Source organism: Polaribacter sp. NJDZ03, from assembly GCF_019263805.1.
Taxonomy (GTDB): Bacteria; Bacteroidota; Bacteroidia; order Flavobacteriales; family Flavobacteriaceae; genus Polaribacter.
In genome coordinates, this window is sequence record NZ_CP079195.1 from 3,394,483 (window position 1) to 3,408,843 (window position 14,361).

A 14,361-nucleotide genomic window follows, 5' to 3' on the forward strand; every position below is an offset into this window, starting at 1 on the left:
TGTTAAAGAGAAATGGTAAATGTTACTTTTAGTTAAAGTGAAGTTAAAGAAAAAAATAATATCTTGACTTTAGTATTAAAATATTACTAGAATCAAGATATTATTGATAAGTGTTTTATCACACAAGTGTGATGAAATTTATTTAGTACGCTCTTTCGCTATTACCTTCATAGAAATTAATGAAAGCTTGGTTTACAACCCTATGTCCTCCAGGAGTAGGGTAGTTTCCTGTAAAATACCAATCTCCTAAATTGTCTGGACATGCTTTATGCAAGCCTTCTATAGATTGATAAATTACTTCTACCTCTGCTTTAATATCTTTTGTTTTTAGCATTTCTGCTATTTTAGCAGAAATCTCTTCAGCTTTAAAAGGACTGTAAATTTCTTTTACGTGATTTATAATTTCTGTGTCTGGTTTACCTTGTTGCTCTTTAGATTTCTTGTAAACTTCGTCTATAATATGATATTGGTTAGTATCTTTTAATAATTCTAAAGCTGCTTTAAAAGCAATAAAATCATCAATTCTTGCCATATCAATACCATAGCAATCTGGGTATCTAATTTGTGGAGCAGAAGAAACTACTACTATTTTTTTAGGTTTTAATCGATCTAAAATTCTAATAATACTTTTCTTTAAAGTAGTTCCACGAACAATGCTATCATCAATAATAACCAGGTTATCAGTAGGTTTTACAACACCATAGGTAATGTCATAAACATGCTCTACTAAATCATCTCTACTACTATCATCTGCAATAAAAGTTCTTAATTTAGCATCTTTAATCGCTATTTTTTCAAAACGAGGTCTTTCAGATAAAATTTCTGTAACTTTTTGTGCTGATAATTTTGTTCCACCAGCTAAAATTTTTGCTGTTTTTTGTTGGTTTAATAAATCTTCAGCAGCTTCTACCATTCCGTAGAAAGAAGTTTCTGCAGTGTTTGGTATAAAAGAAAACACAGTGTTAGAAATATCACTATTAATAGAGTCTAAAATTTTTGGAAACACTATTTTTCCTAAGTCTTTTCGTTCTTTATATATAGAAGCATCACTACCTCTAGAAAAATAAATACGTTCAAAAGAACAAGCTAGTTTTTCTCTAGGCTCTATAATTTTCTTAATTGAAGTTACGCCACTTTTCTTAATAATTAAAGCATGTCCTCTTTCTAATTCTTGAACGTCTTCTATCTTTACATTAAAAACAGTTTGAATAACTGGTCTTTCTGAAGCAACAACGACAACTTCTTCATCTTCATAAAAATAAGTAGGTCTAATTCCGTTCGGGTCTCTTAAAACAAAAGCATCACCATGACCAACTATACCAGCCATTGCATAACCACCATCCCAGTTTCTAGAAGATCTTTTTAATACTTTTTTAAGCTTTAAGTTTTCTTCTATATAAGGAGAAGCATCTCTTTTATTAAGTCCTTTTTTCTTTGCTTCTTGGTATAATTTTCCAACTTCGTCCTCTAAGAAATGGCCAATCTTTTCCATTACAGTTACAGTGTCTGTAAACTCTTTAGGATGTTGCCCTAACTCAACTAATTCTTCAAGTATTTGATTAGAGTTAGTCATGTTAAAGTTACCAGCAACTATTAAGTTTTTATGTTTCCAGTTACTTTGGCGTAAAAACGGGTGTACACTTTCTATACTATTTTTACCAAAAGTACCATAACGTACGTGTCCTAAAAATAGATTTCCTACATAGGGCATGTTTTCTTCTTGCCAAGCAACATCGTCTTTTTTATCAGGGTTTTGTTCTAAAACACTATTTAAACGTTGGTTAATTTGAGCAAAAACATCTTGTATTGGTTGCGATTGGTTAGAACGCACTCTACTAATGTATCTTGTACCTGGTTCTACATTAAATTTTACGCTGGCAAAACCTGCACCGTCTTGTCCACGATTGTGCTGTTTTTCCATTAATAAATACATTTTATTAATTCCGTAAAAAGCAGTACCGTATTTGTCTTTATAAAACTGTAACGGTTTCTTTAATCTAACAAGTGCAATTCCACATTCATGTTTAATAGCATCACTCATTGGTATTTATAGTTTTTTTGTTGTGTTGTTGTAAAAAAAAAATCCGCAGCAAAAAACCGCGGATTAAAATTAAGATATTTTTATATCAAATTGTGTTAAATCTTTAAAAGCTTGTAATCGCTTTTTAACGTCTTCTTTTGTAAGGTTTTGCATGCGCTCTGTACCAAATTTCTCTACACAGAAAGATGCTAGGTTGGAACCGTAGATAATTGCATTTTTCATGTTGTTAAAAGAAATATCTTCTGTTTTTGCTAAATAACCACAAAAACCACCCGCAAATGTATCTCCAGCTCCAGTAGGATCGAAAACTTCTGCTAAAGGTAATGCAGGCGCATAAAACATATCTCCTTCATTAAATAACAAAGCACCATGTTCTCCTTTTTTAATCACTACATATTTAGGACCCATTTCATGAATCTTTTTAGCCGCATTTACCAAAGAATATTCTCCGGATAACTGACGTGCTTCTTCATCATTAATAGTTACTACATCTACTCTTTTTAAAACAGTATGTAAATCATCTAAAGCAATGTCCATCCAAAAATTCATAGTATCTAAAACTACTAATTTTGGTCTTTCTGTCATTTGATCTAATACAGATGCCTGTGTTAACGGGTGTAAATTACCTAACATTACAATGCCAGCATCTTTAAAGTTTTCTGGTACAACAGGTGTAAAAGTCTCTAACACGTTTAATTCTGTAATTAAAGTATCTCTAGAGTTCATATCATTATGATATTTACCACTCCAGAAAAAAGTTTTACCTTCTTTATCTACCTCAATTCCATCGGTATTAATTCCTTTATCATTCATCATTTCTAAGTAGGATGCAGGAAAATCTCCACCAACTACAGAAACAACGCCTGTTTTTACTCCAAATTGACTTGCAGCTAAACCTACATAGGTTCCAGATCCACCTAATATTTTGTCAGTTTTCCCAAAAGGGGTTTCAATTGCATCAAAAGCTACTGTACCAACTGCTAATAATTTACTCATTTCTTAGATTTTATACGTAATTTTGCATTTTATAAAATGCTTTTTAAAAAGTGCAAAAATAAGTTTTAAAAATGACTATCAAAGAAATACAAGAAGAAATTATTGATGAGTTTTCTATGTTTGATGATTGGATGGAACGCTATGAGTACATTATAGAGTTAGGGAAATCGTTGCCAATTATAGAGGAAGCAAATAAGTTAGATGAAAATTTAATAAAAGGTTGTCAGTCTAAAGTTTGGTTATTTTCTGAATTACAGGGAGATATTATTAAGTTTTCTGCGGATAGTGATGCTATCTTAACCAAAGGTATTGTGGCATTGTTATTGAGGGTTTATTCAAATCAAAAACCAGTAGATATTTTAGGTGCCTCTACAGATTTTATTGATGAAATAGGTTTAAAAGAGCATTTATCGCCAACCAGAGCAAATGGGTTAGTTTCTATGGTAAAGTACATAAAAATGTATGCCATTGCGCAACAAACTAAATTAGCAAATTAAAATACAATTGGTTAAAACTAATTGTTAAATGAAATATAATGACAGATAAAGAGTTAGAAGTAATAGGAGATAAAATTGTAAATGTTTTAAAAACAATCTACGATCCAGAAATACCAGTAGATATTTACGAATTAGGTTTAATTTATGACGTTTTTGTATCTGAAGATAATAATGCAAAAATATTAATGACATTAACCTCACCTAATTGTCCGGTAGCAGAAAGTTTGCCAGTTGAGATTGAAGATAAAGTAAAAACTTTAGAAGAAATTGCAAACTGTGAAGTAGAAATTACTTTCGATCCTACTTGGACACAAGATATGATGAGTGAAGAAGCAAAATTAGAATTAGGAATGCTGTAAAACAGTTCTCTGTTATTAGTACCAATTTTAGAATAAAACAACCAATGTCATTTCTAAATGAGCTTTTTTAAGCGATTGAGAAATCTCAACTTTGAAACTTTAAAAATGCAAGAAGAAATTATAAATAGAGTTACAAATAGTAAACTTAAAACCTTTGATTTAGAAGAAATCTATCCGGAAGGGAAAAGAGTTGAATTTGATGTGAAAGATTGGTTGTTTCAAGAGTTAATCTTAAAAGAAAAAGACTTTAGAGAATCTGTACAAAACCATGATTGGTCTCAGTACAAAAATACTTTTGTAGCTATTTCTTGTTCTGTAGATGCAATAATTCCTTCTTGGGCTTTTATGTTAGTTGCATCAGAATTAATTCCGTTTGCAAATAAAGTGGTTATTGGTAATTTAGAATTGCTAGAAACTGTACTTTATCAAGAATTAATTGGTTTTTTAGATTTTAAAGAATTTATAGATGCACCTGTTATTATAAAAGGGTGCGCAAATAAACCAATCCCTAATTCTGCGTATGTCTTTTTAATAGAAAAATTACAACCAGTAGCAAGGTCTATCATGTTTGGAGAAGCTTGCTCTACAGTGCCTTTATATAAAACTAAAAGATAATTTTACTTTATTGGGTAGATTGTCTTTATAAAATAACTTTAAAATGAGAAGAGTATTACTTCTTTTGTTCCTTATTTTATCCACTTCTTTTTATGCACAAAAAAAGAAAAAAGATACGTTACCTATTCCTAAATGGAAAATTAATGGAAAGTTTGGTTTTATTTTCAATCAATCTACCTTCTCTAATTGGACATCTGGGGGAGAAAACACGGTTGCAGGAGACATAAATGTAAACTACGATTTTAATTACAAAAAAAATAATGTCAATTGGGATACTAGAATAGTAACTGCTTATGGATCTAGCCATTTAAATGACAAAGGGTATCGAAAAACAAATGATAGATTCGAATTAAATTCTCTTTTAGGGATAAAATCGGGTAATAATTGGTTTTTATCACAATTTATTAATTTTAAGACGCAATATTCTAGAGGTTATAATTATAAAGTAGAACCTGCATTGCCTGTTTCAGATCTTTTTTCACCAGCCTATTTAAGCTTAGGTACTGGTATGTTATGGAAAAAGTCTGATAATTCAAATATAAATATAGCTCCGGCTACAGCTAGATTAACCATGGTTAGCGATTTCTTTTCTGGTCAATTTGGTGTAGATGAAGGGGATAATACCAATTTTAGTTTAGGTTTTAACCTATCTGGTTATTTTAAGTTTAGTATAATGGAGAATGTAGAAATGGAAAATATTGTTGCACTCTACTCAGATTACCTAGATCAGCCAGAAAATGTAGATGTAGAAAACCAAACAAACATTCGCTTTAAAGTAAATAATAATATTAAAATGCAAATGACTTTTCATACTATTGTAGATGATAATGCTTCTAGTAAAGTGCAATTTAGACAACTATTTGGTTTAGGATTAAATTATAGTTTCCACCAAAAAGTGACTTATTAATTTTTTTATGGTCTAAAGAAGAAAAGGTGTATTTTTGCACGCTTAAATTTAAAAAACAAAAAAATGAAGAAGTTATCAATTTTATTTTTATTGGTATTGGCTAGTTTATCTATTAACGGACAAACAGCAGAAGAATTAAAAAAAGAACAAGCTCCTAAAAAAGCAGAAATTGCTAAATTAAATGGAGAAGTAAAAGCTTTACAAGCAAAAATAGATGCACTTCCAGGATGGAGAAAAGGTGCTTTTGGTACCATTGGAGGTAGTTTTTCTGGTTTTAATAACTGGTATTCTAGAACTGCACCTACAGCAACTGCTGGTAATATAGGTATTACAGTAAATGGTTTTGCTAATTTAATTAAAGAAGATTTTTTCTGGAGAAACTCTGCTGCGGTTAATTTAGGTTGGGTAAAACTAGATGAAGAAGGAGTTCCTGGAGATGAAGATTTTGAAGCTACTACAGATGTATTTACAATTAGCTCTTTATATGGTAAGCGATTAAATAAAAAATGGGCACTTTCTGGTTTAGCAGAATATAGAACCACTATTATAGACAATTTTAACGACCCTGGATATTTAGATTTAGGTATTGGTACAACTTGGACACCTACAAATAATTTAGTGGTTGTTATACATCCAGGAAACTACAATTTTGTTTTTAGTAGTGGAGATACAGTTTTCGAATCTTCTTTAGGTGCTAAAGTTGTAGCAGATTACACACAGAAATATGGTAAACTAAGTGTAAAGTCTAATTTATCTATGTTTCAAAGCTATGAGACATCAGATTTATCTAACTGGACTTTTACAAACTCTTTTGCTTATAAAATTTGGAAAGGAATTGGAGTTGGTTTTGAGTTAGGTTTACGTCAAAATAAACAAGAAGCTTTAAACAATGCTTTAGATAATGCTGTTGTTCCTACAGCTACTTTTGACAATATAGATAACAAATTACAATCTTACTATTTACTAGGTTTGAGTTATGCTTTTTAAGTAGTATCAAATAATATTTTATTTAAACCTCAAGAAGAAATTCTTGAGGTTTTTTATTTTGCTTACTTTTACACTCTAAATCTTTGTTGATGACATTATTAATAATTTTCGCTACCGTTTCTGTTTTCTTTTCATTTTTATGTTCTATTCTAGAAGCAGTTTTATTGAGTATTACGCCAACTTTTATCAATCTAAAAAAGAAAGAAGGGCTTGAATATGCAATACAATTAGAAGCGTTAAAGAAAGATGTAGACAAACCTTTAATAGCAATTTTAACAATTAATACAGTTGCACATACAGTTGGTGCTATTTTAGTTGGTGTACAAGCAAAAGTAGCTTATGCAGAAATGTATGGTACTTCTACTAAAACTATTTTGGGTATTAAATTAACAGAAGATGTTATGGTGGGTGTTGTGTCTACAATAATGACTATTTTAATTTTAGTAGCATCAGAAATAATACCTAAAACAATTGGAGCCACTTATTGGAGACAGTTAGCAAACTTTACTTCTAAGACTTTAAATATTATGATTTTTCCATTAAAATGGACAGGTTTTATTTGGGTTTTACAATTAACTACAAAATTAATTGGAGGCAAAGGACATGGTAGTATTTTAAGTAGAGAAGGGTTTTTGGTGATGACAGAAATGGCTGAAAAAGATGGTGTTTTTCATGAAAGCGAAGGTAAGGTTATTAGAAATTTATTAGGTTTTAAAGAGATTAAAGTAAATGATGTAATGACGCCTAGGTCTGTACTAGAAATAGCAGATGAAAGCCAAACGATAGAAGCTTTTTATAAAGAACATAAAAGATTACGTTATTCTAGGATTCCTGTTTTTGCGGAAAACCCAGATGAAATTACAGGGTATTTTTTAAAAGACCATTTATTTGAAGCTATAATTAGTGGAAAAGGAGCAGAGCCTTTAGCTTCTATAAAAAGAAATATAATAATTACAGATAGAGATTTAACGATTCCTGATTTATTTGAAAAATTAATTAAAGAGAAAGAACATATTGCTTTGGTTGTAGATGAATATGGTTCTGTAAGCGGACTTGTTTCTCAAGAAGATGTAATAGAAACTTTATTAGGTTTAGAGATAATGGATGAAAGCGATTCTGTGGCAGACTTACAAGCTCATGCTAAAAAATCTTGGAAAAATCGAGTTAAAAAAATGGGAATTAATGATGATAACAAGGAGGAATAGTCTTCTGTTTTAACGTATTTTAATTTTTTTTTTGATAGTTTTTTAGATATTTACATTAAATAAGTATCCTGCAAAAGCAGTTAAACCCATTGCGGCAGTACCCCAAAAAGTAATTCTTAAAATTGCTATTCCAATATTAGAACCACCTGCTTTTGCAGCTAAGGCTCCTAAAAGCATCAGAAATAATATTGAGGAAGCATAAATGGAGTATTCTAAGCTTTCTAAAGGTAGAAAAAGAGTTACTAAAAAAGGAAGTAATCCGCCAATTGTAAAAGCAGCTCCCGATGCTACTGCAGCTTGTATAGGATTTGCTTGACTAATTTCATTAATACCTAATTCATCTCTAATATGCGCGGCTAACGCATCTTTTTCTGTTAATTCTTTAGCAACAAGTAAAGCTGTTTCTTTTTTAAGACCTCTCTCTTCGTAGATTCTTGCCAACATTAGTAACTCAAGTTCTGGCATTTCTTCTAGTTCTTTTTTTTCTCTTTCAATATCTGCAGTCTCTATATCTGTTTGGGAACTTACCGAAACATATTCTCCTGCTGCCATAGATAATGCCCCAGCAACTAAGCCAGCTAAAGTTGCTAGAATTACAGGTTCTCTTAAATCGCTTGCAGCAGCAACTCCAATAGCTAAACTTGCGGTAGATAAAATTCCGTCATTTGCTCCTAAAACAGTTGCCCTTAACCAATTACTTCTATGTATATAGTGTTTGTCTAAATGGTCTACTAATTCTGTGGAGCTCTTGTTCATTTCTTTGAAGTTTATTTTATCAAATCATAATTATTTACTCTTCCTCTTTATATTCATAATATAAAAAGTCATTATAAGGAAAACGCTGAATGTGAATTTTCTTTATTTCTTGGTAAGCCTTTTCTTTAAAATCTTCTAAATTATCTTTGTTTAAAGCAGATATAAAGATAGATTCTACCTCATAATCATTCATCCAAGTTTTTTCCCAATCTTGTAAAGTATAATGTTTTTTCTCTCTTTCTGTAACAATATCATCTTCATCTATTGTTTCATGAGCATATGCATCAATCTTATTAAAAACCATTAAAGTTGGTTTGTCTGCACATTTTATATCAGCTAAAATAGAATTTACAGAGGCAATATGATCTTCAAAATTAGGATGAGAAATATCTACCACATGTAACAACAAATCTGCTTCACGTACTTCATCTAAAGTAGATTTAAAAGATTCTACCAATTGTGTAGGTAACTTTCTAATAAAACCAACAGTGTCTGTTAATAAGAAAGGGATGTTCTTAATTACTACTTTTCTAACAGTAGTATCTAAGGTTGCAAACAACTTGTTTTCTGCAAATACATCACTCTTGCTAATTACATTCATTAAGGTAGATTTACCAACATTTGTGTAACCAACTAAAGCAACTCTAACCATTTTTCCACGGTTTTTACGTTGCACACCCATCTGTTTGTCAATGGTTTTTAATTTTTGCTTTAAAAGAAAAATCTTATCTCTAATTATACGTCTATCTGTTTCTATTTCTGTTTCTCCAGGTCCACGCATACCAATACCACCTTTTTGCTTGTCAAGGTGTGTCCACAATCTTGTTAAACGTGGTAATAAGTATTGACATTGAGCTAATTCTACTTGTGTTTTTGCAGAGCTTGTTTGTGCTCTTTGTGCAAAAATATCTAAGATTAAGTTGGTTCTATCTAAGATTTTACAATCTAAAACCTTTTCAATATTACGTATTTGAGCAGGAGATAATTCATCATCAAAAATGGCAGTTCCAATATGATTCGATTCAATATAATCTCTAACTTCTTCTAATTTACCAACACCTAAAAAAGTTTTAGGATTTGGTTTTTCCATCTTTTGGACAAAACGTTTAACGGCAACTCCACCTGCAGTAAGCGTTAAAAACTCTAATTCATCTAAGTATTCTGTAGATTGAGTTTCATCTTGTTTCTGAGATATAATTCCAATTAAAACAGCTTTTTCCGATATTACTTCGCGTTCGTCTATCATAGACTACAAAAATACAAAGATTTGATTTGTAAATGCACAAAAAAATCCTCAATAAAATTAAGGATTTTAATAATTAATTCAAATTTAAATTCAATACTCTTTCTTCTTATAGCAATGGTTTTAAAGGTTTATTATTAGTTTAGATTTTTATCATTGCAAACTTAGATTAGAAAAAAGGAATAGATTATAAGTAAACGTTAACAAAACATATAATTTAAGTTACCAGTAAAAAAGGTTTATTTCCTTATTTTTACTTTTCATAATAAAAAAGATACATGCAATCATTTTTTTCATCATCAAAAAGGAGTAAAAATATTTTTACTGTAGGATTTTATAACGTAGAGAATTTATTTGATACGGTAAACGATCCTAAAACATTTGATGATGACTTTACCACCAACGGAAAAAATCATTGGAATAATAAACGTTACAGAGATAAAATTAAAAAATTAGGTTCTGTAATTTCTCAATTAGGTAAAGAAAGATCTTATACTGTGCCAGCACTTGTTGGTTTGGTAGAAGTAGAAAATGCAAAAGTGGTAAAAGACTTGGCTAACTCAAAAGATCTAAAAAAGCACCATTATGGTTTTGTACATTATGATTCTCCGGATGATAGAGGTATTGATGTAGCACTTTTATACAATAAAGAATTATTTGAATTAATAGACTCAGAACATTTTCCTTTGTATTTAGAAGATGAAGAAGGAAAGAGAGATTATACAAGAGATATTTTAGTGGTTTCTGGTAATTTAAACGGAGAATTAGTCCATGTTTTGGTAAATCATTGGCCATCTAGAAGAGAAGGAATAGAAGAATCTGAGCCAAAAAGAATTGATGCAGCAAAATTAGCAAGAACTATTATAGAAGGATTACAAGCCAGAAATTTTGATGCAAAAATTATAATTATGGGCGATTTTAATGACGACCCAACAAATAAATCTATTAAAGAATATTTAATGACAGATGATTTTTACAATCCTATGGAAAAAATATTGGATAGAGATGCTATTGGTTCTTTAACCTATGAAGGAAAATGGAATTTATTTGATCAGATAATTATTACCAAAAATTTTTTAGATAAAAAAGAGGGAAAAATCTATTTTAAACATGCCGAAGTTTTTAATAAAAAATGGTTAAAAATATTTAAAGGGAAGTTAAAAGGCAGTCCGTTTAGAACTTATATTGGACCTTGGTATCAAGGAGGTTTTTCAGACCATTTTCCTGTGTATGTGTATTTTAAAAAGGAAGATTAGTTAAAATAGGATAATTATAATGACACTATCCTAAAATCTGTGTAAGTTAAAACTCAGGGTTAAATTATTTATAGTTTAATCCTATTTTCAAATATAGCTGAAATTTGATTAAGTATAACTCCCCAATTTCTAATTGGCATTGTCCACTTTTTAGTACTTTCTCTCAGGTCTAAAAAAACAGATTTCATGACAGCTTCATCGGTTGGGAATGAGAGTGTATTTTCTATATCACTATTACTCATCCGTTTTGCATAAAGGGAAATTATAATGTTTTCTATACTTTCTGTAGTACTTTCTCTTTTTTTTGTTTTTAACAACCATTGGGTTAAAGCAAGTTTCACGGTCTTTTGGAACATTTATTTCTGTGTCTCGTAAAGTTGTTTTTAGTTTCTTTTTCGGATACCCATTTCTAAGATTAGTTGATATACTTTTTTGATGTCTATCATAATCTAGGTGAGCATTTAATTCTCCTTCAAGGATCTTTTCTGTGCCTTGTTTATGAAACTATTCTAGAAAATTAGTGAAGTTTTGATCTGCTTTTAAATTGCTTTAAAAAATCTGCTTTTAAAATATTTTCTGATTTCATAAGTATGTGAAATTTAAAATTAATAAAAAAATCTCAGGTTAATTAATTAACCTGAGATTTTAAAACCTACACACTTTATGAGACAGTGCCCTTTTTTTATTATGACTAAAACATTAGAAGAACTTATGATTTTTTAAAGTTCTTTTCTGCTTTGGCTACTTTCTTTTTTAGTTTCTCTATTTTTTCTAACCATTTCTGGTTGTCGTTAGGAGATAAGTCACCTTTCTTTTTAAGTTTATTAAATTTTTTGATACCACTTTTTAAGTTGTCGTTTGCTTTACTTAACTTCTTTTGTGCCTTTACCTTGTTTTTTAAAGCTTTTTCAGCTTTTTTAAGTTTCTTTTCTGACGCCTTTTTTTCTTTGGCTGTTTTTTTTATAGCATCTATTTTATCTTCATTTATTTTATGAATAGCAAAAATTTCATTTACCTTTTCTGGTTTTAAAGTTTTTGTTACATCAATTTTTGATAAATAAATAGATTTCCTTTTAACAGTATAAGTGGTGTCTTTATAGACTACTTCTTGTGCATAAGAGGTTGCTGCTAAAAAAAGAGATATTAAAATTAATAGGGATTGTATTTTTTTCATAATTGTATTTTATGTCTGTTACTTATTAGACACATAAAATAATAAAAAGTAACATAAAAACATAAAGATAGTTTAGATGTTTGTAATCTTTTTTCTAATTGTGCTGAAAATTAGTTTATTAATTATAGCAAATACTACTCCTTTAATAAAAGGTTAAGAAAAAGAACCTATTTAAAACTTTTTTTTTAAAAAAAAATAGAGCTTTTTTTTGGAGTTTTTTTTTAGAAACTCAATTGTTCTTTAAATAAATAGGATTGTCTTCTAGAAATTTCGATTTCTTCGCCAGAATTCATTTCTATTTTTAACTTTCCGTTAAACCAAGAAACTACTTTTTTAACATGATTAATGTTAATTATTTGTTGTCTGTTAGCTCTAAAAAATACTTCAGTTGGTAGTTTTTCTTCTACTTGTGCTAGAGATTTATAAATTAATGGCTTTTTGTCTTCAAAGTAGACTCGTGTGTAATTGCCAACAATTTCAAATAACGAAATATATTTTAACTTTACCAACCAACAATTTTCTCCGTCTTTAATAAAAATTTGTTTATCTAAACTTAAGGCATTTTCATTTTTAATGATAGGTGTTGCGTTGTTATTGATACTTTCAAATATTTTCTCAATACTTTTAGAAAAACGTTTTTGATTAATTGGTTTTAATAGGTAATCAAAAGCATTGTATTCAAAAGATTTAATTGCATACTCATCAAAAGCAGTGGTAAAAATAGTAAGAGGAACTTCATCTAACATTTCTAAGAGTTCAAAACCATCTTTTTCAGGCATATTTATATCTAAAAAGAGTAAGTTGGGTTTTGTTTCATTTATCAGCTTAAAACCGTCATCTACATTTTCTGCTTCTCCTAAAATTTCAATTTCTTTGTGTACTTTCATGAGCTCTTTTAACTCATTACGAGCCAAACGAGAATCTTCTACAATAACTGCTTTTAACTTTATCATATTAATGGAATCTTAATCGTTGCAATGACCTGATTGTCTACTTCTACTAATCTAAAATTAGCGGCTTCACCATAGAGTAGTTTTAACCTCTTTTTAATGTTTTTTATACCTAATTGAGTTCCTTTTTCACCTTTTTGTAAGGTTCCAGAATTTATAACTTCAATTTGCAATTGACTACTTTCTATAGCAGTCGATAAGCTTATAGAGCCTCCTTGTTTTAAATTAGAAATTCCGTGTTTCAATGCGTTTTCAATTAACATTTGAATAATCATTGGTGGAATTTGTTTGCTTAAAGAATCTTTATCAATATGAGTTTCGAACTGTAAACGATCTTCGAACTGAATTTTAGAAATAGCAATATAATTTTCTACCATTTCTAATTCATCTTCTAAAGAAATAGCGTTTAGATCACTTTTTGTAAGTGAATAGCGTAACGTTTCAGATAAACTAGTAAGCATATTTCTAGCTTTAGTAACATCTTCTAACATAAGTCCACGTATATTATTTAAGCTGTTAAACATAAAATGTGGGTTTATTTGTCCTTTTAAAGTGTTTAATTGAGATTCTTTTAAGGTGGCTTTTAATTGCAGTTGTTTAATCTGCACTGTTTTTAATTGATGGTAAATCTTAATGGTTAAAAAAATAAACAGCCAGATAACAAATAAGGTTGCAAAATAAAATACATTATAAATTTTACCAGTAAAAGTTACTTCTGAAGTAGGTTGATACTTTGTGTATGCTTTTACAAAATCTAGTATAGGCCAAATAAACAATGAATACAAAGCTTGTACAATTGTGAAGATTATAAAAATTTTCCAAGTGATTCTTTTCCAGTTGCTATTAAAATTTATTTTTTTATCAATAAAAAAAGAGATTGTAAATGAAAATATAAAGGCTAATATAGTACATGCAATAGTTTCTAGCCAATAAAATAAGACACGTTCTGGTGGCAGTACTTCTCCAGAAAGAAATAGTTTTGGTCCTGCTAATGTAGAGGTAAACAAAAGGAACCATCCAATGAGGTTGAATAGTATATAAAATCTTTTTAAAGATAAATTCATGTATTATGAGTTCTGTTAATCAAACTTACAATTTTAAATTAAAGATTATTTTCTTCTAATTTATTATTTCCATCTTTAATAGATGTATTAGATTAATATTTGAAAAACGAATTGAATTGTTGTTTCAACTATTTCTATTACTGCTGTTACAATTATAATCATAATTTATTATTTTTTAATGATATTGTAAATGTAGATAAGACAGTTCCTTTTTAATTTAATAATATGATAAGCGGTAATTTAAATGTGAGCAACGGAAAGCTTCTTTAATAAATAGAATAAGGAATCATGTTTATTAGAAGAATTTTACA

Annotated in this window: 15 protein-coding genes; 7 read left to right on the plus strand and 8 right to left on the minus strand. The window is 29.3% G+C overall.

Annotated elements, in window-relative coordinates; genetic code table 11:
* Window positions 1-142: 142 nt before the first annotated feature.
* Window positions 143-2,041: an amidophosphoribosyltransferase gene (locus KV700_RS14375; RefSeq protein WP_218598285.1), complete on the minus strand. Its 1,899-nt coding sequence runs from the start codon at window positions 2,039-2,041 to the stop codon at window positions 143-145.
* A gap of 69 nt (window positions 2,042-2,110) precedes the next feature.
* Window positions 2,111-3,037: a PfkB family carbohydrate kinase gene (locus tag KV700_RS14380; RefSeq protein ID WP_218598286.1), complete on the minus strand. Its 927-nt coding sequence runs from the start codon at window positions 3,035-3,037 to the stop codon at window positions 2,111-2,113.
* A gap of 71 nt (window positions 3,038-3,108) precedes the next feature.
* On the opposite strand from KV700_RS14380, the gene KV700_RS14385 reads away from it, so the two are divergent.
* From KV700_RS14385 to KV700_RS14410, 6 genes are all read left to right on the plus strand, one after another.
* Window positions 3,109-3,534, plus strand: a complete 426-nt coding sequence (locus KV700_RS14385) for a SufE family protein (RefSeq protein WP_218598287.1) — start codon at window positions 3,109-3,111, stop codon at window positions 3,532-3,534.
* 38 nt (window positions 3,535-3,572) lie between these two features.
* Entirely contained in the window at window positions 3,573-3,893 is a 321-nt protein-coding gene (locus KV700_RS14390) for a DUF59 domain-containing protein (protein WP_166385653.1), read from the plus strand.
* A 105-nt stretch (window positions 3,894-3,998) separates the two neighbouring features.
* Window positions 3,999-4,508 carry a DUF2480 family protein gene (locus KV700_RS14395; RefSeq protein WP_166385651.1) on the plus strand — a complete coding sequence of 170 codons (510 nt, stop codon included), beginning with the start codon at window positions 3,999-4,001 and terminating at the stop codon, window positions 4,506-4,508.
* Between the two features lie 43 nt (window positions 4,509-4,551).
* On the plus strand, window positions 4,552-5,415 hold the full coding sequence (locus KV700_RS14400) for a DUF3078 domain-containing protein (RefSeq protein WP_166385649.1): 864 nt from the start codon (window positions 4,552-4,554) through the stop codon (window positions 5,413-5,415).
* A gap of 63 nt (window positions 5,416-5,478) precedes the next feature.
* Window positions 5,479-6,402 carry a DUF3078 domain-containing protein gene (locus KV700_RS14405; RefSeq protein WP_218598288.1) on the plus strand — a complete coding sequence of 308 codons (924 nt, stop codon included), beginning with the start codon at window positions 5,479-5,481 and terminating at the stop codon, window positions 6,400-6,402.
* 89 nt (window positions 6,403-6,491) lie between these two features.
* Window positions 6,492-7,607: a CNNM domain-containing protein gene (locus tag KV700_RS14410; protein ID WP_218598289.1), complete on the plus strand. Its 1,116-nt coding sequence runs from the start codon at window positions 6,492-6,494 to the stop codon at window positions 7,605-7,607.
* Between the two features lie 42 nt (window positions 7,608-7,649).
* Here KV700_RS14410 and KV700_RS14415 read toward each other — a convergent pair whose 3' ends face one another.
* Window positions 7,650-8,363, minus strand: a complete 714-nt coding sequence (locus KV700_RS14415) for a VIT family protein (protein WP_166385643.1) — start codon at window positions 8,361-8,363, stop codon at window positions 7,650-7,652.
* A gap of 34 nt (window positions 8,364-8,397) precedes the next feature.
* Window positions 8,398-9,609: a GTPase HflX gene (hflX, locus tag KV700_RS14420; protein WP_166385641.1), complete on the minus strand. Its 1,212-nt coding sequence runs from the start codon at window positions 9,607-9,609 to the stop codon at window positions 8,398-8,400.
* A gap of 275 nt (window positions 9,610-9,884) precedes the next feature.
* On the opposite strand from hflX, the gene KV700_RS14425 reads away from it, so the two are divergent.
* The gene (locus KV700_RS14425) at window positions 9,885-10,862 is read left to right on the plus strand and encodes an endonuclease/exonuclease/phosphatase family protein (protein WP_218598290.1); all 978 of its coding nucleotides are present in this window, start codon (window positions 9,885-9,887) and stop codon (window positions 10,860-10,862) included.
* A 234-nt stretch (window positions 10,863-11,096) separates the two neighbouring features.
* On the opposite strand, the gene KV700_RS17310 is transcribed toward KV700_RS14425, so the two are convergent.
* From KV700_RS17310 to KV700_RS14445, 4 genes are all read right to left on the minus strand, one after another.
* Window positions 11,097-11,342, minus strand: a complete 246-nt coding sequence (locus KV700_RS17310) for a transposase (RefSeq protein WP_302849998.1) — start codon at window positions 11,340-11,342, stop codon at window positions 11,097-11,099.
* 229 nt (window positions 11,343-11,571) lie between these two features.
* Window positions 11,572-12,036 carry a glycine--tRNA ligase subunit alpha gene (locus KV700_RS14435; RefSeq protein ID WP_218598291.1) on the minus strand — a complete coding sequence of 155 codons (465 nt, stop codon included), beginning with the start codon at window positions 12,034-12,036 and terminating at the stop codon, window positions 11,572-11,574.
* Window positions 12,037-12,257: 221 nt separating this feature from the next.
* Window positions 12,258-12,989, minus strand: coding sequence for a LytTR family DNA-binding domain-containing protein (locus KV700_RS14440; protein WP_218598292.1), 732 nt, complete (start codon window positions 12,987-12,989; stop codon window positions 12,258-12,260).
* On the minus strand, window positions 12,986-14,050 hold the full coding sequence (locus KV700_RS14445) for a sensor histidine kinase (RefSeq protein WP_166385632.1): 1,065 nt from the start codon (window positions 14,048-14,050) through the stop codon (window positions 12,986-12,988). Before KV700_RS14445 ends, KV700_RS14440 begins: the two co-directional genes overlap by 4 nt.
* Between the last annotated feature and the right edge of the window lie 311 nt (window positions 14,051-14,361).

Coding starts and splice junctions, on each gene's coding strand:
- KV700_RS14380 (WP_218598286.1), bottom strand. CDS start 3,037: ATGAGTAAATTATTAGCAGTTGGTACAGTAGCTTTTGATGCAATTGAA.
- hflX (WP_166385641.1), bottom strand. CDS start 9,609: ATGATAGACGAACGCGAAGTAATATCGGAAAAAGCTGTTTTAATTGGA.
- KV700_RS14405 (WP_218598288.1), top strand. CDS start 5,479: ATGAAGAAGTTATCAATTTTATTTTTATTGGTATTGGCTAGTTTATCT.
- KV700_RS14390 (WP_166385653.1), top strand. CDS start 3,573: ATGACAGATAAAGAGTTAGAAGTAATAGGAGATAAAATTGTAAATGTT.
- KV700_RS14415 (WP_166385643.1), bottom strand. CDS start 8,363: ATGAACAAGAGCTCCACAGAATTAGTAGACCATTTAGACAAACACTAT.
- KV700_RS14425 (WP_218598290.1), top strand. CDS start 9,885: ATGCAATCATTTTTTTCATCATCAAAAAGGAGTAAAAATATTTTTACT.
- KV700_RS14410 (WP_218598289.1), top strand. CDS start 6,492: ATGACATTATTAATAATTTTCGCTACCGTTTCTGTTTTCTTTTCATTT.
- KV700_RS14395 (WP_166385651.1), top strand. CDS start 3,999: ATGCAAGAAGAAATTATAAATAGAGTTACAAATAGTAAACTTAAAACC.
- KV700_RS14375 (WP_218598285.1), bottom strand. CDS start 2,041: ATGAGTGATGCTATTAAACATGAATGTGGAATTGCACTTGTTAGATTA.
- KV700_RS14440 (WP_218598292.1), bottom strand. CDS start 12,989: ATGATAAAGTTAAAAGCAGTTATTGTAGAAGATTCTCGTTTGGCTCGT.
- KV700_RS14445 (WP_166385632.1), bottom strand. CDS start 14,050: ATGAATTTATCTTTAAAAAGATTTTATATACTATTCAACCTCATTGGA.
- KV700_RS14385 (WP_218598287.1), top strand. CDS start 3,109: ATGACTATCAAAGAAATACAAGAAGAAATTATTGATGAGTTTTCTATG.
- KV700_RS14435 (WP_218598291.1), bottom strand. CDS start 12,036: ATGAAAAAAATACAATCCCTATTAATTTTAATATCTCTTTTTTTAGCA.
- KV700_RS14400 (WP_166385649.1), top strand. CDS start 4,552: ATGAGAAGAGTATTACTTCTTTTGTTCCTTATTTTATCCACTTCTTTT.